Source organism: Polaromonas sp., from assembly GCF_049790275.1.
GTDB lineage: Bacteria > Pseudomonadota > Gammaproteobacteria > Burkholderiales > Burkholderiaceae_C > Polaromonas.
This window is the reverse complement of sequence record NZ_JBAQYR010000077.1, coordinates 1-23,787: the sequence shown is the minus strand read 5'-3', so window position 1 is coordinate 23,787 and position 23,787 is coordinate 1. Positions and strand designations below refer to the sequence as shown.

General features: G+C 63.0%; 28 protein-coding genes and 2 pseudogenes. 11 read left to right on the top strand and 19 right to left on the bottom strand.

What is annotated here, in order from left to right; translation table 11 throughout:
• Positions 1 to 399 (bottom strand): cytochrome c biogenesis CcdA family protein (locus WA904_RS10540; RefSeq protein ID WP_425197077.1); only part of this gene is annotated, 399 nt, incomplete at its 3' end.
• Between the two features lie 8 nt (positions 400 to 407).
• Complete coding sequence (locus tag WA904_RS10535) at positions 408 to 875, bottom strand: DUF2147 domain-containing protein (RefSeq protein ID WP_425197076.1); 468 nt, start codon at positions 873 to 875, stop codon at positions 408 to 410.
• Positions 876 to 1,039: 164 nt separating this feature from the next.
• Between WA904_RS10535 and WA904_RS10530 the strand changes: the two genes are divergently transcribed.
• Positions 1,040 to 1,777, top strand: coding sequence for a response regulator (locus WA904_RS10530; RefSeq protein WP_425197075.1), 738 nt, complete (start codon positions 1,040 to 1,042; stop codon positions 1,775 to 1,777).
• Positions 1,774 to 3,099: an ATP-binding protein gene (locus tag WA904_RS10525; RefSeq protein WP_425197074.1), complete on the top strand. Its 1,326-nt coding sequence runs from the start codon at positions 1,774 to 1,776 to the stop codon at positions 3,097 to 3,099. Before WA904_RS10530 ends, WA904_RS10525 begins: the two co-directional genes overlap by 4 nt.
• Before the next feature lie 91 nt (positions 3,100 to 3,190).
• On the opposite strand, the gene WA904_RS10520 is transcribed toward WA904_RS10525, so the two are convergent.
• The 6 genes from WA904_RS10520 to WA904_RS10495 form a co-directional block, all read right to left on the bottom strand.
• Positions 3,191 to 3,727: a GrpB family protein gene (locus WA904_RS10520; RefSeq protein ID WP_425197073.1), complete on the bottom strand. Its 537-nt coding sequence runs from the start codon at positions 3,725 to 3,727 to the stop codon at positions 3,191 to 3,193.
• Entirely contained in the window at positions 3,724 to 4,158 is a 435-nt protein-coding gene (locus WA904_RS10515; protein WP_425197072.1) for a DUF1801 domain-containing protein, read from the bottom strand. Before WA904_RS10515 ends, WA904_RS10520 begins: the two co-directional genes overlap by 4 nt.
• Positions 4,155 to 4,667, bottom strand: coding sequence for a hypothetical protein (locus tag WA904_RS10510; RefSeq protein ID WP_425197071.1), 513 nt, complete (start codon positions 4,665 to 4,667; stop codon positions 4,155 to 4,157). Before WA904_RS10510 ends, WA904_RS10515 begins: the two co-directional genes overlap by 4 nt.
• Positions 4,664 to 5,395, bottom strand: coding sequence for an alpha/beta fold hydrolase (locus tag WA904_RS10505; protein ID WP_425197070.1), 732 nt, complete (start codon positions 5,393 to 5,395; stop codon positions 4,664 to 4,666). The genes WA904_RS10510 and WA904_RS10505 overlap by 4 nt, the downstream gene beginning before the upstream one ends.
• Positions 5,395 to 6,642: a CaiB/BaiF CoA transferase family protein gene (locus tag WA904_RS10500; RefSeq protein WP_425197069.1), complete on the bottom strand. Its 1,248-nt coding sequence runs from the start codon at positions 6,640 to 6,642 to the stop codon at positions 5,395 to 5,397. The genes WA904_RS10505 and WA904_RS10500 overlap by 1 nt, the downstream gene beginning before the upstream one ends.
• A gap of 80 nt (positions 6,643 to 6,722) precedes the next feature.
• Positions 6,723 to 7,292, bottom strand: coding sequence for a hypothetical protein (locus WA904_RS10495; RefSeq protein WP_425197068.1), 570 nt, complete (start codon positions 7,290 to 7,292; stop codon positions 6,723 to 6,725).
• 303 nt (positions 7,293 to 7,595) lie between these two features.
• On the opposite strand from WA904_RS10495, the gene WA904_RS10490 reads away from it, so the two are divergent.
• A complete protein-coding gene (locus tag WA904_RS10490) occupies positions 7,596 to 8,048 on the top strand; it encodes an ABZJ_00895 family protein (protein WP_425197067.1) in 453 nt (150 codons plus the stop codon).
• A gap of 455 nt (positions 8,049 to 8,503) precedes the next feature.
• Here WA904_RS10490 and WA904_RS10485 read toward each other — a convergent pair.
• Positions 8,504 to 8,608: pseudogene (locus tag WA904_RS10485) on the bottom strand (CoA transferase); the annotation flags it as partial.
• Positions 8,609 to 8,893: 285 nt separating this feature from the next.
• Here WA904_RS10485 and WA904_RS10480 point away from each other — a divergent pair.
• Positions 8,894 to 9,370: a hypothetical protein gene (locus WA904_RS10480; RefSeq protein ID WP_425197066.1), complete on the top strand. Its 477-nt coding sequence runs from the start codon at positions 8,894 to 8,896 to the stop codon at positions 9,368 to 9,370.
• Between the two features lie 25 nt (positions 9,371 to 9,395).
• On the opposite strand, the pseudogene WA904_RS10475 reads toward WA904_RS10480, so the two are convergent.
• Positions 9,396 to 9,488, bottom strand: a pseudogene (locus WA904_RS10475) (CoA transferase); the annotation flags it as partial.
• Positions 9,489 to 9,829: 341 nt separating this feature from the next.
• Here WA904_RS10475 and WA904_RS10470 point away from each other — a divergent pair.
• Together WA904_RS10470 and WA904_RS10465 are read left to right on the top strand one after the other, a co-directional pair.
• On the top strand, positions 9,830 to 10,486 hold the full coding sequence (locus WA904_RS10470) for a super-infection exclusion protein B (protein WP_425197065.1): 657 nt from the start codon (positions 9,830 to 9,832) through the stop codon (positions 10,484 to 10,486).
• A gap of 122 nt (positions 10,487 to 10,608) precedes the next feature.
• Entirely contained in the window at positions 10,609 to 11,340 is a 732-nt protein-coding gene (locus tag WA904_RS10465; protein ID WP_425197064.1) for a hypothetical protein, read from the top strand.
• Here WA904_RS10465 and cynS read toward each other — a convergent pair whose 3' ends face one another.
• From cynS to WA904_RS10420, 9 genes are all read right to left on the bottom strand, one after another.
• Positions 11,341 to 11,784 (bottom strand): cyanase, encoded by a 444-nt coding sequence (gene cynS / locus WA904_RS10460; RefSeq protein ID WP_425197063.1) that lies wholly within the window; start codon positions 11,782 to 11,784, stop codon positions 11,341 to 11,343.
• Positions 11,785 to 11,822: 38 nt separating this feature from the next.
• Positions 11,823 to 12,266, bottom strand: a complete 444-nt coding sequence (locus tag WA904_RS10455; RefSeq protein ID WP_425197062.1) for a DUF1348 family protein — start codon at positions 12,264 to 12,266, stop codon at positions 11,823 to 11,825.
• Entirely contained in the window at positions 12,263 to 13,168 is a 906-nt protein-coding gene (locus tag WA904_RS10450) for an ABC transporter ATP-binding protein (RefSeq protein ID WP_425197061.1), read from the bottom strand. Before WA904_RS10450 ends, WA904_RS10455 begins: the two co-directional genes overlap by 4 nt.
• Positions 13,158 to 14,018 carry a nitrate ABC transporter permease gene (gene ntrB, locus WA904_RS10445; protein WP_425197060.1) on the bottom strand — a complete coding sequence of 287 codons (861 nt, stop codon included), beginning with the start codon at positions 14,016 to 14,018 and terminating at the stop codon, positions 13,158 to 13,160. The genes WA904_RS10450 and ntrB overlap by 11 nt, the downstream gene beginning before the upstream one ends.
• Before the next feature lie 5 nt (positions 14,019 to 14,023).
• Positions 14,024 to 15,427, bottom strand: a complete 1,404-nt coding sequence (locus WA904_RS10440) for a CmpA/NrtA family ABC transporter substrate-binding protein (RefSeq protein WP_425197059.1) — start codon at positions 15,425 to 15,427, stop codon at positions 14,024 to 14,026.
• Positions 15,428 to 15,733: 306 nt separating this feature from the next.
• Positions 15,734 to 16,060, bottom strand: a complete 327-nt coding sequence (locus tag WA904_RS10435) for a plasmid stabilization protein (protein WP_425197058.1) — start codon at positions 16,058 to 16,060, stop codon at positions 15,734 to 15,736.
• 2 nt (positions 16,061 to 16,062) lie between these two features.
• Positions 16,063 to 16,581 carry a CBS domain-containing protein gene (locus WA904_RS10430; protein WP_425197057.1) on the bottom strand — a complete coding sequence of 173 codons (519 nt, stop codon included), beginning with the start codon at positions 16,579 to 16,581 and terminating at the stop codon, positions 16,063 to 16,065.
• Positions 16,582 to 16,736: 155 nt separating this feature from the next.
• A complete protein-coding gene (locus WA904_RS10425; RefSeq protein WP_425197056.1) occupies positions 16,737 to 17,396 on the bottom strand; it encodes a response regulator transcription factor in 660 nt (219 codons plus the stop codon).
• Complete coding sequence (locus WA904_RS10420; RefSeq protein WP_425197055.1) at positions 17,393 to 18,616, bottom strand: PAS domain S-box protein; 1,224 nt, start codon at positions 18,614 to 18,616, stop codon at positions 17,393 to 17,395. Before WA904_RS10420 ends, WA904_RS10425 begins: the two co-directional genes overlap by 4 nt.
• 158 nt (positions 18,617 to 18,774) lie before the next feature.
• Between WA904_RS10420 and WA904_RS10415 the strand changes: the two genes are divergently transcribed.
• The 5 genes from WA904_RS10415 (at position 18,775) to ptsP (ending at position 23,212) form a co-directional block, all read left to right on the top strand.
• The gene (locus tag WA904_RS10415) at positions 18,775 to 19,335 is read left to right on the top strand and encodes a hypothetical protein (protein ID WP_425197054.1); all 561 of its coding nucleotides are present in this window, start codon (positions 18,775 to 18,777) and stop codon (positions 19,333 to 19,335) included.
• Positions 19,335 to 20,627: an MFS transporter gene (locus WA904_RS10410; protein ID WP_425197053.1), complete on the top strand. Its 1,293-nt coding sequence runs from the start codon at positions 19,335 to 19,337 to the stop codon at positions 20,625 to 20,627. The genes WA904_RS10415 and WA904_RS10410 overlap by 1 nt, the downstream gene beginning before the upstream one ends.
• The gene (locus tag WA904_RS10405) at positions 20,624 to 21,067 is read left to right on the top strand and encodes a PTS sugar transporter subunit IIA (RefSeq protein ID WP_425197052.1); all 444 of its coding nucleotides are present in this window, start codon (positions 20,624 to 20,626) and stop codon (positions 21,065 to 21,067) included. The genes WA904_RS10410 and WA904_RS10405 overlap by 4 nt, the downstream gene beginning before the upstream one ends.
• Positions 21,036 to 21,305, top strand: coding sequence for an HPr family phosphocarrier protein (locus tag WA904_RS10400; RefSeq protein WP_425197051.1), 270 nt, complete (start codon positions 21,036 to 21,038; stop codon positions 21,303 to 21,305). The genes WA904_RS10405 and WA904_RS10400 overlap by 32 nt, the downstream gene beginning before the upstream one ends.
• Positions 21,306 to 21,448: 143 nt before the next feature.
• Positions 21,449 to 23,212: a phosphoenolpyruvate--protein phosphotransferase gene (gene ptsP, locus WA904_RS10395; protein ID WP_425197050.1), complete on the top strand. Its 1,764-nt coding sequence runs from the start codon at positions 21,449 to 21,451 to the stop codon at positions 23,210 to 23,212.
• Positions 23,213 to 23,787 lie beyond the last annotated feature (575 nt).

Here is a 23,787-nt window from a genome sequence, read left to right as displayed (position 1 = left end):
CGTCCACACCGCCCCCAGGCTCAGGCCCAGCAGCAGGCCGCCCAGCTTGCCGCTGCCGGCGCGGTCGCCCACCGCGTTCATGCGATTGAGCAGGCCGTTCATGTGCATGCTGAGCCACTCGAAAGGCCGGGGCCAGATCATCAGCGTGCCAAACACCAGCAGCATCACAATCGCCGCCTGGCGCAGGGTGTCCTGCGTCAGGCCCAGCACATGCGAGAAAGTGGTGAACAGCAGCGCCGCGGTGGTGAAGGCCAGCGAGAAGCCGAGCGCAATGAACACCGGCCGGCTGCGGTCGCGCTGGCCGATGGAGGCGCCCAGCACCACCGGCAGCATGGGCAGCACGCAGGGCGCTGCAATGGTGAGCAGTCCGGCCAGGAAGGCCAGCAGGGGGTTGATCATGGCCGGCCTTATTTCTGCGCGCTGGTGGCGGCGTCGGTGCTGCGCCGCCAGACCTGCGTCTTGCCGAACAGCGGCAGGCCCACATAGCCGCGAATCACCAATTGGTCAGGCGTGGGGTGGGTCATCAGCGCGCTGTAGGTCTTGCCGTTTTCGCGGTTGTAGATCTGGCCCTTCCATTCCCCCTCGCCCGAGGGCTTGAAGTCCGTCAGCAGCGTCATGCCCAGCGCCGGGCGCGGGTCGGCCGGCACCATCTCGGCGCCGGGGCCGCTCATCGAGCGGTTGGCCAGCACCTTGACCACCGTGCCGCAGATGGCGGGGCCGCAGGGTGCCAGCTGCACTTCAAGATTGCCGGTTTCTGTGACCCAGATGCCGCTGGGCGCGGTGTCCGGCGCGGCGCCGGCGGGCCAGACGGCCGCGGCAAGCAGGGTGGTAGCTGCGGCCTTGAAAAGAGGGGTGGTGTTGAGCAGGCGTTTCATGGAATGCTTCCTGTGAGTTGCGGGGAGTCCATTGCATCGCCGGGCTGTATCCGGCATGTGTTCGTGCGCGGCATTTTTGCAAGCCAGCTTGTCTGGTGCGGCTTCAGATACATGCGCGTACATGGCGCCTGCAGCCGGCCGCGGCGGATCAGCTATAAAGCCGGATGGACGGCACCGATCACATCCTCATCGTCGACGACGACGCCGACATACGCGAGCTGCTGACTCAGTACCTGCGCAAGCAAGGCCTGCAGGCCACGGCGGTGGCCGACGGCCGGCAGATGCGCGCCTTTCTCGCCAGCCAGCGCGCCGACCTGATCGTGCTCGACCTGATGCTGCCCGGCACCGACGGCCTGACCCTGTGCCGCGACCTGCGCGCCAGCGCGCAGCCGGTGCCCATCCTCATGCTGACCGCGCGCGGCGACGAAGTCGACCGCATCCTTGGCCTCGAGATGGGCGCCGACGACTACCTCGCCAAGCCTTTTGCCGCGCGTGAACTGCTGGCGCGCATACGCGCCGTGCTGCGGCGCACGCGCATGCTGCCGCCCAATCTGCGCGCGGCAGAGCCGGCGCGGCATATTGCCTTTGGCGACTGGCTGCTCGACACCACCGGCCGCCACCTGACTGACGCGGCCGGCACCCAGGTGGCACTGAGCGGCGCCGAGTACCGCTTGCTGCGCGTGTTTCTGGAGCACCCGCAACGCGTGCTCACGCGCGACCAGCTGCTCAACCTCACGCAGGGGCGCGAGGCAGATATTTTTGACCGCTCCATCGACCTGCTGGTCAGCCGCCTGCGCCAGCGCCTGGGCGACGATGCGCGTGAGCCGCGTTACCTCAAGACCATGCGCAACGAGGGTTATGTGTTCTGCGAAGCGGTGAATATGCCGGGGCAGGCGTCGTGAGTGCGGCCTCGCCGCTGCAGCGGCTCTGGCCGCGTTCACTGTTTGGCCGCCTCGCGTTGATTTTCCTGGTGGGCCTGGTGGCGGCGCATGCGCTGTCCTTCTGGCTGGTGTTCATGGAGCGCGGGGCCGCGGCCAGAAGCATGATGGCCAACTACCTGGCGCGCGACACCGCCAGTTCTGTCGCCATTCTCGAGCGCGTGCCGCCCGAAGAACGCGCGGCCTGGCTGCCGCGGCTGGAGCGCCGCAACTACCGCTTTGTGCTGGGCGCCCCTTTGCCGTCCACGGCCAGCGAATCCCCGTTGGCGCGCCAGCTCGGCAGCGCCGTCGCCCAGTTGCTGGGGCCGCCGTACCAGGTGCTGGCCAGCGAACCCACACAGGCCGGCGTGCCACTGCGCCTGCACCTGCAACTCAAAGACGGCACGCCCTTGGCCATTGAACTCATGGAACCTTCGATGCAGGTTTCGCCCTGGGTGGTAGGCGTGCTTGCGGCCCAGCTGGCCCTGCTGCTTTTGCTCACCTGGTACGCCGTGCGCCTGGCCACCCGCCCCTTGCAGCGCCTGGCCGACGCGGCCGACGCACTGGGCCCCGGCGCGCCCGCGCAACCACTCAGTGAAGAAGGTCCGCGCGAGGTGGTGCAGGCCGCGCGCGCACTCAATGCGCTGCAGGCGCGCGTGGCGTCTTACCTGGCGGAGCGCATGCAGATCCTGGCGGCGGTGTCGCACGACCTGCAGACGCCCATCACCCGCATGCGGCTGCGCGCCGACCTGCTGGACGACACGGCCCTGCGCGACAAACTGCAGGGCGACCTCAACGCCATGCAGGCGCTGGTGCAGGAAGGCATTGCCTACGCACGCAGCGCCCACAGCGCCAACGAGCCGCCGGTGCGCGCCGACCTGCATGCCCTGCTCGACAGCCTGGTGTGCGACTACACCGATGCCGGGCGGGCCGTGCGCCTGCTGGACATGCCGGGCCTCACCGTGGAAACCCGGCCGCAGGCCCTGCGCCGCATCGTCGGCAACCTGGTCGACAACGCGCTGAAGTTCGCCGGCGCGGCGGAAATAGCTGTCACGACTGATACAGCCGGTGCAGTCTGCATCGCCGTGCGAGACCGCGGCCCCGGCATTCCCACCGACCAGCTGCAAGCGGTGCTCAAGCCCTTTTACCGCCTGGAAAATTCACGCAGCCGCGAAACCGGTGGCGCCGGCCTGGGGCTGGCCATTGCCCAGCAGCTGGCCGAAGCACTGGGCGGCCGGCTGGCGCTGGCCAACCGCGAAGGCGGCGGGCTGGAAGTGTGTTTGCACCTGCCGGCTGCGTCTTTATAAGTAAAAAATGACTCTGGCCCAATAGATACGGGCGCAAGCGGCTATCAAAAACAGAGCGAATGCGTCCCGGACCTGGCCCCGAACGAGTGGCTCAGGACAGGCCCAGCACCGAGCGGACAAACGCAGACTTGGCGCTGGTATAAGCCTCGCGGTCATTCGCGTGCTGGACCACCAGCCCGGCTTTCAGCTCGGCATACCGCGCCGCCAGCAGGGGGCTGGCACGCAGCGCATCGCGAAAGCGCAAACGCTCGGCCCACTCCTCGCCGCGGTGAACCACCACATGGAGATGGTGCGTGCGGCGGCCGTCTGCCCAGCGCATGAACCACTGGCGGTCGGTCAGTTTTGCGTTGAATTCGGCCGAGGTTCCGTAGCCCGCTTCAAGCAGCGGCTCTGTCAGCGCACGGGCCATCGCCATCGACCCCACACCCGCCAGAATGTCGATCACGGGTTTTGCCAGCAGGCCCGGCACCGCGGTGCTGCCGATGTGTTCCATGTCGATGATGTTGACCGGAAACAGCGCCAGCAGGCGGTCGCGCTCAGCCACGAACATCGCCGGCCAGGCGTCGTTATAACTTTGCAGGGCCACCTCTTCGTGGATGGCCTCGTGCAGGGATTCGGCGTCGTTCATGCCCTGGCCTCCGCCTTGTTGCGGTGGTAGGTCAACGCCATGGCGATGCAGAACTTCAGTGACTGCGCCGGCACTTTTCCAGTCGTGTCGAACACGATGCTGCGGTTCCCCTCGTAAGTGAACTCCGTCGGGAACAGTGTTCTGAAGGTGTCCACCAGCGTGGTCTGGCAATTGAAGTACAGCGCGTACTGCGTGCTGCCGGCCTTTCCTGGCGCCATCCTGATCGTACTGCCGCTTTTCGAGTGTGCCGTCAGGTAGGCCGGCTCTCCCCATTTCAGGGTTTCCTGGAGTTCGCCCACGCCGGGGGTGGTTGCCGCCACCTCAAAAACCATCGCGCGCAAGGCCAGCATCCGCTTTTTGACCGCGGCGGGGCAGGCGTTGAACACGGCTTCCACTGCCGGGTCGTCAAAAGGAGGCACGACCACGCTCATGTTTTCCCGCCGGGGGTGTTGGCCGGGCCAGGCTGACGGCCTTCTGCCAGCGCCTTGCGCGCCGTTGCCAGCCGCTCGTCGAGGTAAGCGCCATAAAAGTCCGGCACCGCAATGCCGACCAGCCGTTCGGCTAGCTCCTGGCCCTGGGGGCCGAGAAACAGCACCGTCGGCGTGAAGCCCGCTTTCCAGGCCTTGACCTGCGCGGCGGCCGTGGTGGCCTTGCCGTCAAAACCGGTCAGGGGGCTGCTGCGGTCAGAAATGTTGAGCTGCCAGGCATGCAGGCCGGCATCGGTACGCGCGGGCAGCAGGTAATGGCGGCGCACCAGTTCGCAGTAAGGGCAGCCGGGCAGCGTGACCAGCAACACCAGCGGCTCACCCCTGGCCGCAGCAGCCACCGCCGCGGCAGGCAGCGAGGCGGGAACAGGCAGCGCGGTATCTTTTGCCAGCGCAGGCAAGGCCAGGCTGCCGGCCAGGGCAGCGGTGAACTCGCGTCTGCGCAGCAGGCTCATGCCGCGCAATCAAGCAGAATTTTTGCCAGCGCGGCGGGCTCGGTGACCATCGGGTCGTGCCCGGTTTTGATCTCCACCACTTTCGAGTTCGGCAGCCAGGCGCCGTCCCAGAATTTCGGGTCTTTCACACGCAGGCGGCTGGGCTCGATGGTGGCCAGGGCCGGCTGGGTGCAGTTGACAAAAGTGCGCGCAATGACGGCCACACGTTTCATGTCGAAGTCCAGCGGCGCCTGGTAGGTGTTGCCCGGGTGCGGCGTCTGCCGGCGCTTGACCCATTCGCGGTCTTCGCCCTGCAGGCCGAACACTTCCGGGTCCGGCGGTGGAAAGCTGAAGCGCGTCGATGCCTGGGCCGCGGAAAGGCGCTGCTGCTGCGTGGCGGCCGACTGCGTGCTGCTCCAGCTTTCGCCGGGCTTGGGCACCACCGCATCCACATACACCAGGTGCTTCAGGTGTTTGCCCAGGCGGTCAGCCACGGCCGTGCCGATCATGCCGGCGTAGGAGTGCACGGCCAGAACAACGTCGTGCAGCTCTTCCACCTCGATGGCGCTGATCACGTCGTCGATGTGCGTGTCCAGCGTGATGGCCGGCGCCAGCAGGTGGGCGCGTTCGCCCAGGCCGGTCAGCGTGACCGCGTGCACGCGGTGCCCCTGCTGCTGCAAGAGCGAAGTCACCCGCTGCCAGCACCAGCCGCCGTGCCAGGCGCCATGAACAAGAACAAAATTGGCCATCAGATCACCTCTTTGCGTTTCAGGTCAGACAACTGCGCCTCGGAGTAGTTCAACACGCTGCGTAAAACTTCATCCGTGTGCTGCCCCAGCAGCGGCGGCGGCAGCCCGCTCTGGCCCGGTGTACGCACCGGCGTGGCACTCAGCTTGATCGGGCTGGAAACCAGCGGCAGGTCGCTTTTCACCGGATGTTGCCAGTGTGTCACCATCTGGCGCGCCGCGATCTGCGGGTCGGCAAAAACCTCGGCCAGGTTGTTGATGGCCCCGCAAGGCACCTTGGCCGCCTCCAGCGCGGCCAGCCAGTCGGCCTTGGTACGCGTTTTCATCACGGTTTCAAGAATGGGCACCAGCTGCGCGCGGTTACGCACCCGGTCGCGGTTTTTGGCAAACAGCGGGTTCACCCCCAGCTCGGGAATGTTGGCCGCCTTGCAGAACTTCACATACTGCGCGTCATTGCCCACCGCCACGATGATGTGATCTTTCTGCCCATCGGCAGCCGGCGCCACTTCAAACACCTGGTAAGGCACGATGTTCTGGTGCGCATTGCCCGCGCGCCCCGGCACCGCGCCGCTCACCAGGTAGTTGGCACCCAGGTTGGCCAGCATGGCCACCTGCGTGTCCAGCAGCGCCATGTCCACTTGCTGGCCTTCGCCTGTTTTCTCGGCATGCCGCAGTGCAGCAAGAATGGCGACGGTCGCATACATGCCAGTCATCAAATCAGATACCGCTACACCCACCTTCTGCGGCCCACCGCCCAAGTCGTCACGCTCCCCCGTCACACTCATCAGCCCGCCCATGCCCTGAATCGCATAGTCATACCCCGCGCGTTCGGCATAAGGCCCGGTCTGGCCGAAACCGGTGACCGAGCAGTACACCAGCCGCGGGTTGATGGCTTTGAGCGAGGCATAGTCCAGCCCATACCGCGCCATGTCGCCCACCTTGAAGTTCTCGACAAACACATCGCAATGCGCCGCCAGTTCACGAACCAGCGCCTGGCCTTCGGGCTTGGCAATGTCACAGGTCAGCGAACGTTTGTTGCGGTTGGTGCCCAGGTAGTAGGCGGCCTCTTGCGTCTCCGCGCCTTGTGCGTCTTTCAGGAAGGGCGGCCCCCAGGTGCGCGTGTCGTCGCCGGTGCCGGGCCGTTCGATCTTGATGACGTCGGCCCCCAGGTCGGCCAGGGTCTGGGTGCACCAGGGGCCCGCGAGCACGCGGGAGAGGTCGAGGATGCGGATGCCGTCTAGGGAGTTCATGGGGGGATTTTGCACCGGCCTGCCCACCCTGGCCGAAGCCAGGGAAGGCCTGATCAGGCTTTAGCCCGCCGTCACGCGCCTCAGGCGAAAAAGTTCTTCACAAGCGCCGCAAGAAAGAATGTCCAGCCGAGCCACTGGGTTGCGGCCGCCACATGTGCGTAGGTCAGTTCGTTGTTTCGCCTGTCGTAGTGATCGATGACCACACTGACCATATTGACGACGGCGCAGCAGGCGGCCCCAAACATGAGCCAAGCAGACAAACCGTGCAGATGTGTGCCGCCACCCCTCTTTGCGGGAATAAAGAAATCATCTATCCAAATGGAGTACACGGCGTAGGCCAGCAGTGCGCATGAAGCCAGACCGTGTTGAATGCGGGTTGATCGTTTGATGCTGTTGGGCTCCGTCCACTTCTTGGGGTCGGGGAGTGCTGGCTCCGGGCTGCCTTCTCCTCGCCAGAGAAGAACGCACGCCCAGAGCAGTGTTGCGACGGTCAGAACAAGCAAGCCAGTGACGAACCACCCCACCATAGCCATGCGTTGAAGCGCTGCTGCCGACAGCAATTTGAACGCCAACCATCCGAGAAAAGAAATCGGCAGCAGCAACAGAACGACCGCAACTCGCGTCTTCAGACGCTGACTGTGTATGAACATATGTGCCTTAAGCTTTTACCGAGTAGGAACGCAGAGCGGTATGTGGGCGCCAAACGGAAGGGACTCTCACCGATGCAGCCAGTCCGTTGTGAGGGGCATTTTGCCTTTGGCGATGGAACTAGGAGAAGCCGCTAGTTACGGACGGCAACTTAAACGTGTGACTGGGTGGCGCCAAAGCCACAAAATCATCCGATTGGGGGAGGGGCTGATCGGCTCGCACTCCTAGAATTCGCCGGAGGAGAATGCGGACGCCCGGCTCACCGTACGTCGAGCTCAAAATCCACAAGATCCCACGGAGGCCTCTTGAAGCGCTACATCATCATCTTCACCGTCGCCAACCTCCTCATGACCCTCGCCATTGGGGTGGTCGCCTCGCTTCTGAATCTGAACTCGGGCAGCGGCATGGCGGTCGGTGCTGCCATGGGCGCAAGCATCCTCGCCGCATCGGCCTTCGTCAAAGCACATGCCCGCGCCCCCACGCGTGAGGAAACCAAGGATTTCGCCTGGCGCGCACTGCTGGCCACTTGGCTGGTGTCTCTGGTCCTCATGGCCATCGTTGTGGTTGTTCTGCTGCCGGCCAGTGAGGCCCGCGGCCTGTGGCGCGGCTTGTCTTCCGGCATGGGGCTGGTCTTTTTCCTGGGTGCATTCGTCGTCATTTCCGCGATCTATTACCTTGGCATCCGATGGTCTTTCGGCTGGTATGGCAAACAGGCTGCCGTGCGCAAGGCAGAAACGAGGCGGTCAAACGCAACATGAAGCACTGGTTCTTCGTCCTGGCTTTGTTGATCACTGGGCAAGTCGCGTATGCAGCACCGCAGTTTGTTGGCATGTGGCTCACTTGCTTTCCTCAAAATGGGCACACCCACCAATACACCTTGCTTACCGTTGAGCCGGCTGGCAAACGTTTCCGCGTCGCGAGCGAAACTGGTCAGATATTTTCCTTTTCAGGGTCAGGCCAGTTAATTTCTGGCGATCTCCACGTTCGGGGTTGTCATTTTTCGCGGGGTGACTCTGGCGATTGCGACCCCGAGAGACCACCAACAGCCTTCGTCATGAAGGCTGTCGACTTCAACCGGAAGCGATGCCCAGTCTTGCTGCGATGCGTGCCTCCAAGCCTGTCTATACAAGCGCGAAACGGTGGGAGGCGGTCGCTAAGTTGTGCGAGGAGGCCGCTTTTGAATTTCACCGAAAGCAGTAGCAGATGCCCAGCAGATCTTGATCACGTCGGCGCCCAGGTCAGCCAGCGTTTGGGTACACCAGGGGCCCGCGAGTACGCGGGAGAGGTCGAGGATGCGGATGCCGTCTAGGGAGTTCATGGGGGGATTTTGCCTTGGTGGGGGAGGCGGTGGTTGGATGAACCAGCGTGGCTGGTGGCGTTAAAAAGCCACAGCTCCTGCGATTGGGGGACGAGTTGAACGCACCGCCCGCCTAGAATCCGCTGGCACCGGCCACCAGACGACCTTGAAACCATGTCAATCGGCACTGAATCACAAAACGGGGTTGCGGCTTCGCCGCAAGTGTTTGTGACTCCATCATTTTTCAGGCTAGCCTCGACATGAAAACCTTATGCGCTTCCAAGCAGGCACTACTTTAGGATAAACGTGAAATTCTTTTTTCTTCCTCTATTGCTTTGCAGTTTTCTCGTCGGATGTGCAAGCGCGCAGCAAGCGGCCTCGTCTGACACTTTTTGGCGTATCGCAGGAAAGTACATCTACGGGATGGTCGTGGTTTCCAATGACATCCCTGAGGATGCGGTGCTCAAGAGTGACGCGTGTTTGAAGCGAGATGCTGCATGCATGCTTGCCTTGCAACAAGTGCGACAGCAGCAGTTCGCAACGGTGGCTGTCTACGATACGGTTGCGTTTGCAAAGGTATTGGTCCCGAAAGGCCTGAGCCTTCAATCCGGGGACATCATTCAGTTGTACGTCAATCCGGATGCGACGCGCCCTCCGGTTTTCACGGCGATGGGCACCAGAGCAGCCCAGCGCAACGCAAGCTGCGACTGGATTGACGGGTCGGCGCCATCGCGAAAGGGAGGCGTCTCCTGCAACGGGTGGACGTACAAACAGTTGTTGTAAACGACATTTATTGAGCAGGTACTCGATCGGCGCCCAGGTCGGCCCGCGTGTGGGTACACCAGGGGCCTGCAAGCACGCGGGAGAGGTCGAGGATGCGGATGCCGTCTAGGGAGTTCATGGGGGGGGTTGCCGTTTGCTTTGAATATGGGTTACCGCAAATGAATGAGACCTTGCAATCACCTGAAAAGCCGAGTGATGATCAGGTAAGCGAGTAGTTTGAGCGAGTCAAAAAGCGACACACTCCCCTGATTGGAGGATGAGCGGAATGAAAAGGAGGCCTAGAATTTGCGGGCGAGTGCTGCCGGGGTTCTGTGGCTTGATTTATACCTGCATAAATCCGATGCATTTCCTCGCAAATACAGGTGCCTTTTCAAGAGGATTGCATGTCCAAGTCAAACCATAATTGTCGAGCTAAATCGCGGGTTACACGGGCGAAATTACGTTTGGTCCCATAACCGAATGGAATCGTTAGCCAAAATCCTTGAATTCGTCGGCAAATATGCCTGGGCCGTCTGCGTTACCGCTGCCTTCTTGCTCTTCATTCCAGATGATGCGGCACGGCAGATCGGTGTTGCAGAACTTCGGACGACATTCAAAGGCGCACTCTGGATCGTGCTGGTTCTAACGCTGGTCGTTGCCATCGGGGCCATTCTTCAATACATTGACCACCGTCTCTTTGATGGCTGGCTCAAGAACCGACGCGAAGCTCGTGCCAAGGCCGAGGAACGGCAGCGAGAAGCAGAAGCGCAGGCAGCTGTCGAGCGCAAGAAGGTAGAGGAACGAGAAAACGCCCAGCGGGAAGCAATCGAATCGCTTGCTCTTCGGCTCCATAGTCTTGATTTAAATGAACAAATGTGGGTGAAGTATTGTCTGTTTCACAACGTCCAGACTCTTTCTGCCGAGCGAGGGAATCGCACGGCGCAATCACTTCACCATAAAGGAATCATCAAGGAAGGGTCGGGTCACATGCTCGACCTACCATTTCACATGCCCGATCGTGTGTGGAAGTACCTTATAGAGCATAAGGATGAGTTTTTGCCTGAAGCCGAACGCGCGGATACGCGCTTTCCTGGTGCCCTTGCCAACTTCAGGAAGTCTTTGTGGGCTAACTACTAGTGGGATCAACCACTTTCATTGAGTGGATGTATGGGCGGCTGCACAGACCAGCCGCCAGACAGTAGCCATATCCTGAGTACCGCGAGTGACCGCTGAGCCTAACCGCAACCCGCAGGAAATCCATGTCTGTCCTCGAAACATTTGAGAATCATGTTGGATCAGTACACCGATTGATGAACTTCGATCGCGACGTACTGTCTTTTGCAATCGAATCAATAGAAGAGCTGCAAGAGCGTCTTACTCAGCATCATCGCCTCGATAATCCGCAACTCACGGCTGCACGAACGCTGCAAATGCTCCGAGGATACCGCGAGCACGACTCATTGCGTCCCCGGTACAAGACCATTTTCAATCAGGCGCTTGTTCTTCTAGTTTCTTACTTTGGGTCAGCCGTACATGATGTCTTTCGCGTCGGCGTATCGGCCGCGCTTACTTCTGAACGAGATTCCCCGCTGCTTCGTGAGCAACTCAAAATTTCCTTTGCTGAACTGAAGGAAGCGAACTTCGATCTCCGTACACGTGCGCCAGACCTTCTGGTGAACGCAAAAGATATCAGCTTTCAAGACATGAAAAGCATCGCCCGAGCGTTCAAAGAAAACCTTGGCGTCGAGATCGAACGAACCCCTATGGTCAACGAAATTATCTTGGCTCAAGCATGTCGCCACGTGATCGTTCACACGGGTGCGCTTGCTGACGATGCTTTGGTTAGGCAGCTGTCAGGGGCACATCCAAGAATGTTGAAACCAAAGATTGTCTCGGGTGAGCTAGTCGAGTTCACGCCAGAGGAAGTCACCAGTGCGGCCGCTGCGATGGTTGCATATCTTCGTGATCTCGAGCTCAAGCTTCGCGCCTAGTCAATAGGTCTTGTAGGGCAAGAACTTGCCAGACAGCACCACATTCACCCGATCCCCCTTGGGGTCCGGCTGCCGCACGATGTCCATCGAAAAATCAATCGCGCTCATGATGCCGTCACCAAACTCTTCGTGGATCAGTTCCTTGATCGTTGTGCCGTACACACTGACGATTTCATACCAGCGGTAGATCAACGGGTCGGTGGGCACGGGGGTGGGCAGTGAGCCTTTGTAGGGCACAACCTGTAGCCACTTCTGTTCTTCGGCATTCAGTCCGAAAATCTTGCCGACGACTTTGGCCTGCTTTTCGTCAAAGGTCATCTGGCCCAGGCAGGCGGCGGTTGTCCATTCCTTGCTCAGGCCGACCTTCTTGGCGACCGATTCCCAGGTGATGCCTTTGGACACTTTGACGGTGATGATTTTTTCGGTGATGTCGTTGCGGTTCATGGTTTGTTCTCCGTGTTGTAGGTAAAAAAAGTGATGGATTAAACGGCCACGGGGCGTGGCCAGTGGAATTTGCGGTCTGCCTCTTTGATGGGCACGTCGTTGATGCTGGCTTCGCGGCGGCGCATCAGGCCCAGCTCGTCAAACTCCCACTGCTCGTTGCCGTGGGAGCGGAACCAGAAGCCGGCGTCGTCGTGCCATTCGTACTCGAAGCGCACCGAAATACGGTTATCGGTGAAGGCCCAGAGTTCTTTCTTGAGCCGGTAGTCCAGCTCTTTCGCCCACTTGCGTTTCAGAAACTCGCGGATCATGGGCCGGCCCGAGAAGAAATCTGCGCGGTTGCGCCAGACCGAGTCTTCGGTGTAGGCCAGCGCCACGCGGTCGGGGTCGCAGCTGTTCCAGGCGTCTTCGGCCTTCTGCACCTTCTCTTTCGCCGTTTCCAGCGTGAAAGGCGGCAGCGGTGGGCGGGCTTGTTCGGTACTCATGCAACGGCTTTCAGGGTGACGGAGGGCGGTGTGTCGGCGAGTGCGCCGCGTCCGGGTTCCACCGTGGGTGGGTGTGCCGGTGCCTTCCCGTGCGACAAATCCTTAGAGCGCGCTACGAGGAAGTCCACAAGGTGGTTGCGCAGCGGGTAGTACTGCGGGTCGTGGTGCACGGTGGCGCGCTGGCGGTCGCGCGGCATGGTGTTGCGCACAATCTCGGCCACGCGGGCCTGTGGGCCGTTGCTCATCAAGAGGATCTTGTCGGCCAGCAGCACGGCTTCATCCACGTCGTGCGTGATCATGAAAACCGTCTGGTGCGTTTCGCGCACGATGGCCAGCAGCTCGTCCTGGATGGTGCCACGCGTCAATGCATCCAGTGCGCCGAAGGGCTCGTCGAGCAGCAGCATCTTGGGTTCGATGGCGAAGGCGCGGGCAATGCCCACGCGCTGCTTCATGCCGCCCGACAGCGCCGAGGGTTTTTTGTCGATGGCGCCAGAGAGGCCGACCAGCGCCACGTATTTCTGCACATGGGCGTCCACTTCCGCAGATGTCCACTCCGGCCATTTGGAGCGCACGGCAAAGGCGATGTTCTTGCGCACGCTGAGCCAGGGCATGAGCGCGTGGCCCTGGAACACCACGCCGCGTTCCAGGCTGGGGCCGGCCACTTCACGGCCGTCCATGAAGACGTGGCCGGCGCTGGCCGTCTCCAGCCCCGCCAGCACATTGAGAATGGTGGTCTTGCCGCAGCCCGAGTGGCCGATGATGCAGACAAACTCGCCGCGTGCAATGCTGAAGTTGACTTCGTCGAACACCGGCTCGTTGGTGCCGGGGTAAGACTTGGCCAGGCCTTCCACCTGCAGGAAGGGCCGGCCGGCTGCGCCGGTAGTGGTGGCCTCATTCAGCATAGGTCACCCACTTCTGCAGCTGCGCAAACATCAGGTCCAGCAGCATGCCCATGACGCCGATCACGACGATGGCAAAAATCACGTTGGTCAGCGAGAGGTTGTTCCATTCGTTCCAGACGAAGTAGCCAATGCCGGTGCCGCCCACCAGCATTTCGGCGGCCACAATCACCAGCCAGGCAATGCCCATGGAGATGCGCATGCCGGTCAGGATGGTCGGCGCCGCGGCGGGCAGGATGACCAGGAAGGCCTTTCGCAGCGGTTTGACTTCCAGCGTTTTGGCGACGTTGAGCCATTCACGCTTGACGGCCGACACACCAAAGGCGGTGTTGATCAGCATGGGCCAGACCGAGCAAATGAAAATCACGAAGATGCCCGAGGTGGACGAGTCCTTGATGGTGTAAAGCGCCAGCGGCATCCACGCCAGCGGCGAGATGGGTTTGAGCACCTGGATGAAGGGGTCCAGCGCGCGGCGCAGCAGCGGCGACATGCCGATCACAAAGCCCAGCGGAATGGCCATCAGGCAGGCCAGCAGAAAACCCAGCCCCACGCGTGCCAGAGAAAAGCCAAGCTGGATGGCAATGCCCTTGTCGTTGGGGCCGTTGTCATAAAACGGGTCGGCAAGATGCCGCCACGCGGTTTGCCCCATTTGCAGCGGTGTGGGGAAGCCACCGGCCTTGGCGGTGCCCGGGTCCTTGCCCAGCATCTTCAAATACTCGGCCTGCTCGGCCGAAACCGCAGGCCCCGCTGCGCCGCCGGTGGCCGGCAAGGTGGCCAGTTGCCACGCCGCCAGAAACACCAGCAGCAGCAATACCGAGACCAGCGTGGCCTTGAAGTTCAGCGACTTGAACATGTCCACTAGGCCATTTTGTTGATCGTGAAGCTTTTCAAGTATTCGTCGGGCTTGGCCGCATCAAACACCTTGCCCATGATGGTGAACTTGGGGTACGCGCCGTCCGGTGCCTTCTGGCCCAGGTCGGCCATGCGTTTCTTGGCGTCGGTCAGCAGGAAGACTTTTTCGGCGATCTGCTTGTAGTTGATGTCGCCCTTCACATAGCCCCAGCGTTTCATCTGTGTCAGCATCCACACCGCCATTGACTGCCATGGAATCGGGTCGAAGTCGGCGCGGTCGGGCACGGTCTTGATGTTGCCCAGGCCGTCAGCGAAGCGGCCGGTCAGCACTTGCGTCAACACGGTTTCGGGCTGGTTCAGGTAAGCCTGCGGTGCAATCACCTTGGCGATCAGCTCGCGGTTTTTCGGGTCGCGCGCCATGGCGGCGGCTGTGAGCACCGAGCGGTACAGCGCGGCAAAGGTGTTCGGGTTCTTCTGGATGAACTCTGTCGATGTGCCAAAGGCGCAGCAGGGGTGGCCGTTCCACAGTTCCTTGGTCAGCAGGTGCAGGAAGCCGATTTCCTCGTACACCGCGCGCTGGTTGAACGGGTCGGGGCCTAGGTAGCCGTCGATGTTGCCGGCGCGCAGGTTGGCCACCATCTCGGGCGGCGGCACCACGCGTATCTGGATGTCGGTGTCGGGGTTCAGCCCGGCTTCGGCCACGTAGTAGCGCAGCAGGAAGTTGTGCATGCTGAACTCGAAGGGCACCGCAAACTTGAAGCCCTTCCACATCTTCGGGTCGCGCTTGTCCTTGTGCTTGTTGGCCAGCGTGATGGCCTGGCCGTTGGTGTTCTGGATAGTGGCCACATTCATGGGCACCGGGTTGGAACCCACACCCATCGAAATGGCCAGTGGCATGGGGCTGAGGAAGTGCGTGGCGTCGTATTCCTTGTTGATCATCTTGTCGCGTATCAACGCCCAGCCGGCGGTCTTGACGACTTCAACATTCAGGCCCTGCTTGCTGTAGAAGCCCAGCGGGTGCGCCATGATCAGCGGCGTGGCGCAGGTGATGGGGATGAAGCCGATCTTCAGGTTGGTTTTTTCCAGCTTGCCCGTGTCCTGCGCCATGGCCTGCATGGTGCCCACGGGCAGCACGCTGGCGATGGCGGCCATGGCCGTGCCCTTGCCGACCGCGCGCAGGAAGCGGCGGCGTACTTCGTCCTGCGGGAACAGGGCCTTGACCAGCGTGGCTTCTATAAATTCGTTGGAGTAGCTCTCGAACGCGCTGCTCAGGCTGCGGCTGCGCAGCTCGGTGGCGGCGCTGTCTGCGTTCATTTCCTGGTGATGGTCGGCCACCGTGTGGTCTCGCCCGCAGCTGCACTTGAGCATCAGGGGCCGGTCGGCATCGTAGGGAGAAAAATGGTCAGACATGGCGCGCACCTTTCAAATGAAGATGCGGCAACCATGCAAGCGACGCGCCACTCCGCCCTGCAAAATGGACTTCTGCCTTATTTGGGAGTGGCCTGGATGACGGCTTGTAGGGAAGGCACTACAAATGCGTGGCGAATGTAGTACCGCGGATAAGCAGGGTGGGTATTTTTGGGCAAATGCTCAGCTCTGCGGTGCCGCTTGCATCGACAGGCGGCGCTATTTCAGCCCGCTACTGCCTGCGACCTTCCGGATTCGGGCAAGCAGCGCACGGCGTGCACCAATTTCGCTCACGCCCCGGCAGGGCTTTCAGCGGCCCACGGCTTTTTCCAGCTCGTCCTTGCGCATGCTCGAGCGGCCGCGTATGCCTTTTTGCTTCGCCTCTTCGTACAGCTGGTCGCGCGTGCGGCCGCCTGCACCTTCGTGCGAGCGCTGGCCGCCGCGCACGGGCGCGGGCGTATCCCTGAGCGTCTGGGGGCTGGCCTCTTTCGCCTCGCCATGCTGGGCGCGCTCCTTGTTGACCGTGCGGGCCGCTATTTCTTCGGCCGTGTCTTCGTCCTCGCCGCGCCGGAGCACACCTTCCTTGATGTGTTCATACTGGCGTTCGCGTTTGTCGCTCCAGGCTTTGGGTGCCATGGTCAGCCTTTCTTGCCGGACTTGCGCGCCGGCTTGCCTGAGGCAGAGCCGCCGCCTGCGGCGCCGCTGGCCTGTGACTGGCCGGTACGGTCTGGCTCGGAGGGCGAGGAGATGGTGCCCAGCGATTCCCCGATGTCTGCCTCGTCACCCGGATCCTTGGTGGCCAGGTCGCCCAGCGAAATGATGCCGACCAGCCGGTTGTCGCCGTCGATCACCGGCAGGCGGCGGATCTGGTTGTCTGCCATCTTGCTGAGGACATCGTCCACGTCGTCACCCTCTCTGACGGTGCGCACGCCGGTGCTCATCACGCTGGACAGCGGGGTGGACTTGCCGTCCAGCCCCTGGGCTACGCCGCGCACGACGATGTCGCGGTCGGTCACCATGCCTAGCAGCCTGTCGCCGTCGCACACGGGAATGGCCCCCACATTGAGTTCCTCCATGGCCTGGGCGGCCAAGGCCACGGTGTCGGACGGGGTCATGGTCCGCACGCCGCGCGTCATTACTTCTGTTGCTGTAGTCATTGATGCTCCTTGGGTTGGAAGCCGGCCTGGTGTCATATCACCAGCGCCTGCCAGATTCCAGCCTAATGCGCGGTCCGGGGGCCGTTATCGGTCACATCGCAAGCCGGCGTAGGACAAGGCCGCATGCGGCCCGCGGTGGTGCGCAGGCGGGCGGCTCAGGCGCCTGAAGGTGTCCTGGCGTGGCGCTCGGCATACAGCGCCAGCTCCACGTCGTTCTTGGTGCCGGTTTTTTCGAGAATGCGCAGCCGGTAAGTGCTTACCGTGTTGGACGCCAGGCCCAGCTGGCTGCCGATTTCGCCTACCGACTTGCCGGCGGTGAGCAGCCGGAACACCTGGTGCTCGCGGTGCGAGAGCGCTTCGGTACCGCTGCGGGAGCCGCTGCTGCCAACGGCACTGGCCAGGGCCTCGGCGGCGACGGCAGACACATACATGCCGCCGGCCGCCACCTTGCGCACCGCGGCAATCATGTCGTCGGGGTGGGCGCTTTTGTTCAGGTAGCCGGCGGCGCCCAGCTTGATGCAGCGCACCGCGTACTGCTTCTCGGGGTAGGTGCTGAGCATCAGCACCGGCAGCAGCGGCCAGCTTTTCTTGAGGGCCTGCAGCACGTCCATGCCGTCGCGCTCGGGCAGGGCAATGTCGAGCAGCACGGCGCCCAGGCCCTCGTGGCCGCCCAGCGCCTCGACACGCTGCAACACCTCGGGGCCGGTTTCGGCTTCCGCCGCCACCTCGATCTCGGGTGCATCGGCCAGCACCTGCTTGAGGCCCTCGCGCACGATGCGGTGGTCGTCGCCGATCAGGATTTTCACGGTGTTCATGGTTGGCCTGTCTGCTCTTGATTTGATAGCTGTATGCGCAGGTGGAACAAGGATCCGAGCCCGATTTTGCTTGTAATTTCCAGGCTGCCGCCCAGATGCCGCGCACGCTCGCGCATACCCATCACGCCGTAGGCATTGGCCGCTTCAAAGGCCGCGGCTTCGGCGCCGCGGCCGTTGTCCTGCACGCTGATGCTGATTTCCTCCAGGGTGGCGCGGATGGCGATGGCCACACGGCTGGCGTGTGCGTGCCGGCCCACGTTGCTGAGCATTTCCTGGAAGATGCGGAAGATGGCAATGGCCGAAGCTTCAGGCAGCGGGACGGCATCGGCCACGTCCATCTGCCAGTCGAGCGCGAGCTCGGCCGACTGCACAAACTCGTGGGCCTGCCAGTCCAGCGCCGCCCACAGGCCCTGGTGGTCCAGGATGCTGGGCCGCAGGTCGGTGATGATGCGGCCCACGTTGTCTACCGCGGCTTCAATCAGCCGGCTCATGTTCTGGCACTTGCTGCGCATGGTGTCGCGCATGGCCTGGGCTTCGTCGCTGGAGCGGCGGGGCTGCTCGCCCAGGCGTTTGTCCAGCCAGCCCACGTCCATCTTCAGCGCCACCAGCAGGCTGCCCAGCTCGTCGTGCACCTCGCGTGCAATGCGGGTGCGCTCTTCCTCGCGCACGGTGTGGGTGTAGGCCGAGAGTTCGCGCAGCTGCTGCAGCGCTTCAGACAGTGCCTGGGTGCGTTCGCTGACGCGCTGCTCCAATACGGCATGCGCCTGGCGCAAGGCGTCTTCGGCTTGGCGGCGCGCCGAGATGTCCACAAAGGTGACCACGGCACCCTGCACCACGCCGCCATCGACGATGGGATAGGAGGAATATTCCACCGGAAAGGCGCTGCCGTTCTTGCGCCAGAACAGCTCGGTGTCTATGCGGCAGGGCAGGGCCTTGCGGAAGGCGTTGAAGATGGGGCACAGCTGCTCGGGGTAATGTGCGCCGTCGGCGTGGCTGTGGTGCGCCAGCTCGTGCATGTTGTGGCCCAGCACGTCGGCCGGGGCGTAGCCCAGCTGTTCGGCGCCGGCGCGGTTGATGAAGGTGCAGCGCCCGTCCATGTCGATGCCGAAGATGCCCTCGCCGGTGGACTCCAGCAATTGCGACAGCTTGTCGCGCCAGACCGGCTGGTCTGCGCCGGGCAGGTGCATGGCGGCGGAGGGCGAGGCAGTTTCTGCGTACATGCCGGGCATGCAGCAAACATCGTGCCCAGCTTGGTGCGTTGGCTCGGGCTGTATCAGCTCCAAATCGGTGCATTCACGGCTGGCCGGAGAGGTTTGCCCCAAAACAGGTTGCTTTTTTGAATGGCTGTAAAGTCAGGTGCTCCCCTGACTACAAGACCATGGCTCCGGTTCCTCCCTTCATGACACCTTTGACGACGCGCCTGCTGGCCGCCGGCCTGCTGCTGCTCACGGCGTGCAGTCCCGCCTTCAACTGGCGCGAAGTCCGCCCGGACAACACTGCGCTGAGCCTGCTCTTGCCCTGCAAGCCCGACAAGGCGAGCCGCAGCGTGCCGCTGGGCGGGCAGCCGACCGAGCTGGCCATGCTGGGCTGCGATGCCGGCGGCGCCACCTTTGCCGTTGGGGTGGCCACGGTCAAGGACACCAGCCAGGTGGCGGCTGCGCTGGCAGGCTGGCAGGCAGCCACGCTGGCCAACATGAAAGCCGCCGGCGCCGGCCAGGCCGCGCCCCTGAAAGTGCCCGGCGCGTCGGTGCAGCCGCCGGCCCTGCTGGTGCGGGCCACCGGCCAGCGCGCCAATGGCAGTGCGGTGCAAAGCCAGGCGGCCTATTTCGCCCACGGCGCGCAGGTGTTCCAGGCGGTGATTTACGCCGACAGCATTTCGCCCGAGGTGGCCGAAACCTTTTTCTCCAGCCTCAAGCTGGATGATGGAAGCGCGCGCTGATGAGTGCCGTTCAGGAGGCTGCACCTTTCCCGGCGGCCCATGCGCCTTCGGGCCTGCTGGCCCGGCGCGCCGGCGTCGTGGTGTTCCTGGCCTTTGCGGCGGCCTATTTCTGTTCGACCCTGGTGCGGGCCATCACCGCCACCCTGGCGCCGGTGCTCACGCAGGAGTTTTCACTGCATGCGCGGGACCTGGGCTTGCTGGCCGGCGGCTACTTCCTGGGTTTTGCCGCCACCCAGCTGCCGCTGGGCACCTGGCTGGACCGGCATGGCCCCAAACGCGTGATCCTGTGCTTTTTGAGCCTGGCCGTGCTGGCCTGCCTGGCTTTTTCGGCAGCCACCAGCTTTACCTGGCTGCTGCTGGCGCGCGTGCTGCTGGGCATGGGTGTCAGCGCCTGCCTGATGGCGCCGCTGACCGGCTACCGCCGCTGGTTCGACACGGGCACCTTGCTGCGCGCCAATTCGTGGATGCTGATGACCGGCTCACTGGGCATGCTGGCCTCCACCTTGCCGGTGCAGTGGCTGATGCCGCTGACCGGCTGGCGGCCGCTGTTCTGGATTCTGGCGGGATTGATTTTGTTGTCGATGGTGGCGATTGCCTGGGTGGTTCCCTCATGGCAAGGCTCGACGCCAGCCAGCGCTGCTACCCTTGCACCAGCTCAACAGCCCAGCTACAGCCATGTCTGGCGCAGCCGCTATTTCCGGAAGATGTCGCCGATGGCATTTTTCAACTATGGCGGCGTCATTGCCATCCAGACCCTGTGGGCCGGCCCGTGGATGATCCGGGTGGCGGGCTACACGCCGCTGGAAGCGGCCACCGGGCTGTTCTGGATCAACGGTGCCATGCTGCTGACCTTCTGGACCTGGGGCATGGTCAACCCCTGGCTGTCGCAGCACGGCTGGAGTGCCAACCGCCTGATCACCTGGGGCGTGCCGCTCAGCATGACGGTGCTTGCTGTCAACATTGCTGCCGGCCCCGCCACGGGCTGGGCCGGGTGGGCGCTGTTCTGCATGTGCGCCAGTGTGATGGGCCTGGCCCAGCCTGCCGTGGGCATGGCCTTCCCGCAGGCGCTGGCAGGGCGCGCGCTGTCGGGCTACAACCTGGTGATATTCGCTGGCGTGTTTGTCATGCAGTGGGGCATTGGCCTGCTGATTGATGCTTTCCTGGCGATGGGGCTGGACCGTGTGGCGAGCTTCCAGGCAGCGCTGGCCGTGTTTTTGTGTTGTTGTCTCGCATCGTATGCCTTCTTCCACGGCGCCAAAGCAGACCCCACCCCCGATAATTCAACGCAATGAACGGCATTCTCATCATCGCCCACGCGCCGCTGGCTTCGGCCCTGCGCCAATGCGTCCTGCACGTCTTCCCCGACAACCCGGCCAGTGTCGCGGCGCTGGACGTGCAGCCCAACATGCCGCCGGAAGAAACCCTGGCGCAGGCGCGCATCGTGTTCAGGCAGATGGGCACCTCGCACGCCCTGGTGCTGGCCGACGTGTTTGGCGCCACACCTTGCAACGTGGCGCAGAAGCTGGTTGATGGCGTGCATTCCAAGCTGATCACCGGCGTCAACCTGCCCATGCTGCTGCGCACCGTGTCTTACCGCCACGAACCGCTGGACTCGCTGGTGGCACGCGCGGTGATGGGGGGAACGCAAGGCATCATGCAGGTGGCCATCACCGCACCGCAGAATCAGGCACGCAGAAACCATGATCAAGACCAGCACGACCATCAACAATAAACTGGGCCTGCACGCACGCGCTTCGGCCAAACTCACCAAACTTGCCGGCAGCTTTGCCTGCGATGTCTGGGTCGCCAGGGGCGAACGCCGCGTCAACGCCAAGAGCATCATGGGCGTGATGATGCTGGCCGCCGGTATCGGCAGCACCGTCGATATTGAAACCGACGGGTCCGACGAGCAACCCGCCATGGAGGCCCTGCTCGCCTTGATCGCCGATAAATTTGGCGAAGGAGAATAAATGCCCCCACGGTCGTTCGCTTCGCGTAACTTCCTGCCCCCCGAGGGGGCCGCTGCGCCTGCGGGCTGGCAAAGCCAGACCCGCGGCCCTGGCTGGTCTTGGACGGCTCGCTTCGCATCGCGGGGCGTGCTGGGGAAGACCTCATGACCTTTTCGGTTCACGGTCTGGCGGTTTCGCGCGGCGTGGCGATTGGCCGTGCCGTGCTGGTGGCGTCGAGCCGGGCGGACGTGGCGCACTACTTCATCGACGCGGACAAGACGACAGAGGAAATCCAGCGTGTGCGCGTGGCGCGTGATGCCGTGGCCGAGGAGATTGCACGGGTGCAGCGGGAGCTGCCCAAGGATGCGCCGCACGAGTTGTCTGCGCTGCTCGACGTGCACCTGATGCTGCTGCAGGACGAGCAGCTGACCAACGGCGTCAAGCACTGGATCACCGACCGGCTCTACAACGCCGAATGGGCGCTGACCACGCAGTATGAAATCATTGCGCGCCAGTTCGACGACATGGAAGACGAGTACCTGCGCGAGCGCAAGGCCGACCTGGAGCAGGTGGTCGAGCGCATCCTGGGTTTCATGAAAGGCGTGGCCTCGCCGGTGCTGCCGGCCGCGCGGGCCGCTGCCAGCCGCGAACCGCGCCAGCAGGACCTGCTGCTGGACGACACCATGGACGTTCCGCTGGTGCTGGTGGCGCACGATATCTCGCCGGCGGACATGCTGCAGTTCAAGAAAAGCCTGTTTGTCGGTTTCGCGACCGATGTGGGCGGCAAGACCTCGCACACCGCCATCGTCGCGCGCAGCCTGGACATTCCGGCGGTGGTGGGCGCGCGCAGTGCCAGCCAGCTGATCGAGCAGGACGACTGGGTCATCATCGACGGCGACGCCGGCGTGCTCATCGTGGACCCGTCGCCCATCATCCTGGCCGAATACGGCTTCAAGCAGCGCCAGGGCGAACTTGAGCGCCAGCGCCTGAACCGCCTCAAACACACACCGGCGATCACGCTGGACGGCCAGAAGGTCGACCTGCTGGCGAACATTGAAATGCCCGACGACACCGTGGGCGCGATCGCGGTGGGGGCGGTCGGTGTGGGCCTGTTCCGCAGCGAGTTCCTGTTCATGGGCCGGCCCGGCAAGCTGCCCGACGAGCAGGAGCAATACCTGGCCTACCGCAAGGCGGTCGAAGGCATGCAGGGCCTGCCGGTCACCATCCGCACGGTGGACATCGGCTCCGACAAACCGCTGGACAAGCTCGCCGGCCGGGCGCAGGACGGGCAGCTGAACCCGGCGCTGGGCCTGCGCGCCATCCGCTGGAGCCTGGCGGACCCGCCGATGTTCCTGACGCAGCTGCGCGCCATCCTGCGTGCGGCGGCGCACGGCAAGGTCAACCTGCTGGTGCCCATGCTGGCCCACGGCCGGGAGATTCGCCAGACCCTGTCGCTGATTGACCATGCGCGCGCGGAGCTCGACAACAAGGGCATTGCCTACGGTCCGGTGCAGCTGGGCGCCATGATCGAAATTCCGGCGGCCGCGCTGACGCTCAAGCTCTTCCTGAAGTACTTCGACTTCCTGTCCATCGGCACCAACGACCTGATCCAGTACACGCTGGCCATCGACCGCGCCGACGAAGCGGTTTCACACCTGTACGACCCCTGCCACCCGGCGGTGCTGCGGCTGATTGCCGACACCATTGCCGAGTGCAATGCGCAGGGCAAGGGTGTCAGCGTCTGCGGCGAGATGGCCGGCGACGTGACCATGACGCGGCTGCTGCTGGGCCTGGGGCTGCGCAGCTTCTCGATGCACCCGTCGCAGATCCTGGCGGTCAAGCAGCAGGTGCTGCGGGCGGATGCGGGCAAGCTGGAGCGCTGGGCGCAGGACGTGCTGGCCAGTGAAGAGCCGGCTACGCTTCTGTAATCCTCTCTTTTTGCTATTGAAGTTATAGCTGCTGGCGCAGATGGGATAAGGGTTGCGGCCATTTTTGAGCACTTTTAGATCTTGTTGACGGCATGGCTGTGTGAATTTATTGATGAAATGTGCCTCCGGCCCTTATCTGGTGGGCGCAAGCAGCTCCTTAATTCATAGCAAAATTTCTCACGACTCGTCATCCCGGACTTGATCCGAGATCCATGCAGGCGATCCTCCAACACAGTTTGTGCTGAGCTTGGCCCGTCCTGAGTTCGTCGAAGGATCGAAGCCAAGTCCCAAGACTTTCCACCGTTCGGGCTGAGCTTGTCGAAGCCGTCTTTGCTTTCAAGCTTTGTGGTTCGCCTGCAGGCCGGGGGTTGCCCGGCGGCAACTCACTTTCTTTTTGCGTCGCCAAAAAGAAAGTAAGCAAAGAAAAAGGCGACCCTACTGTCTGCGTTCCCTCTTCGCTTGCGCTGCGAGGGGCAACCTGCGGTGCTCGGTCCAGCCGGGGTCGAGCTCGAACTCGGCTGCGCCTCAAACAATCGCTCGCCCTGATCCGGCTGGACCTCCGCGCCTCGGCGCAT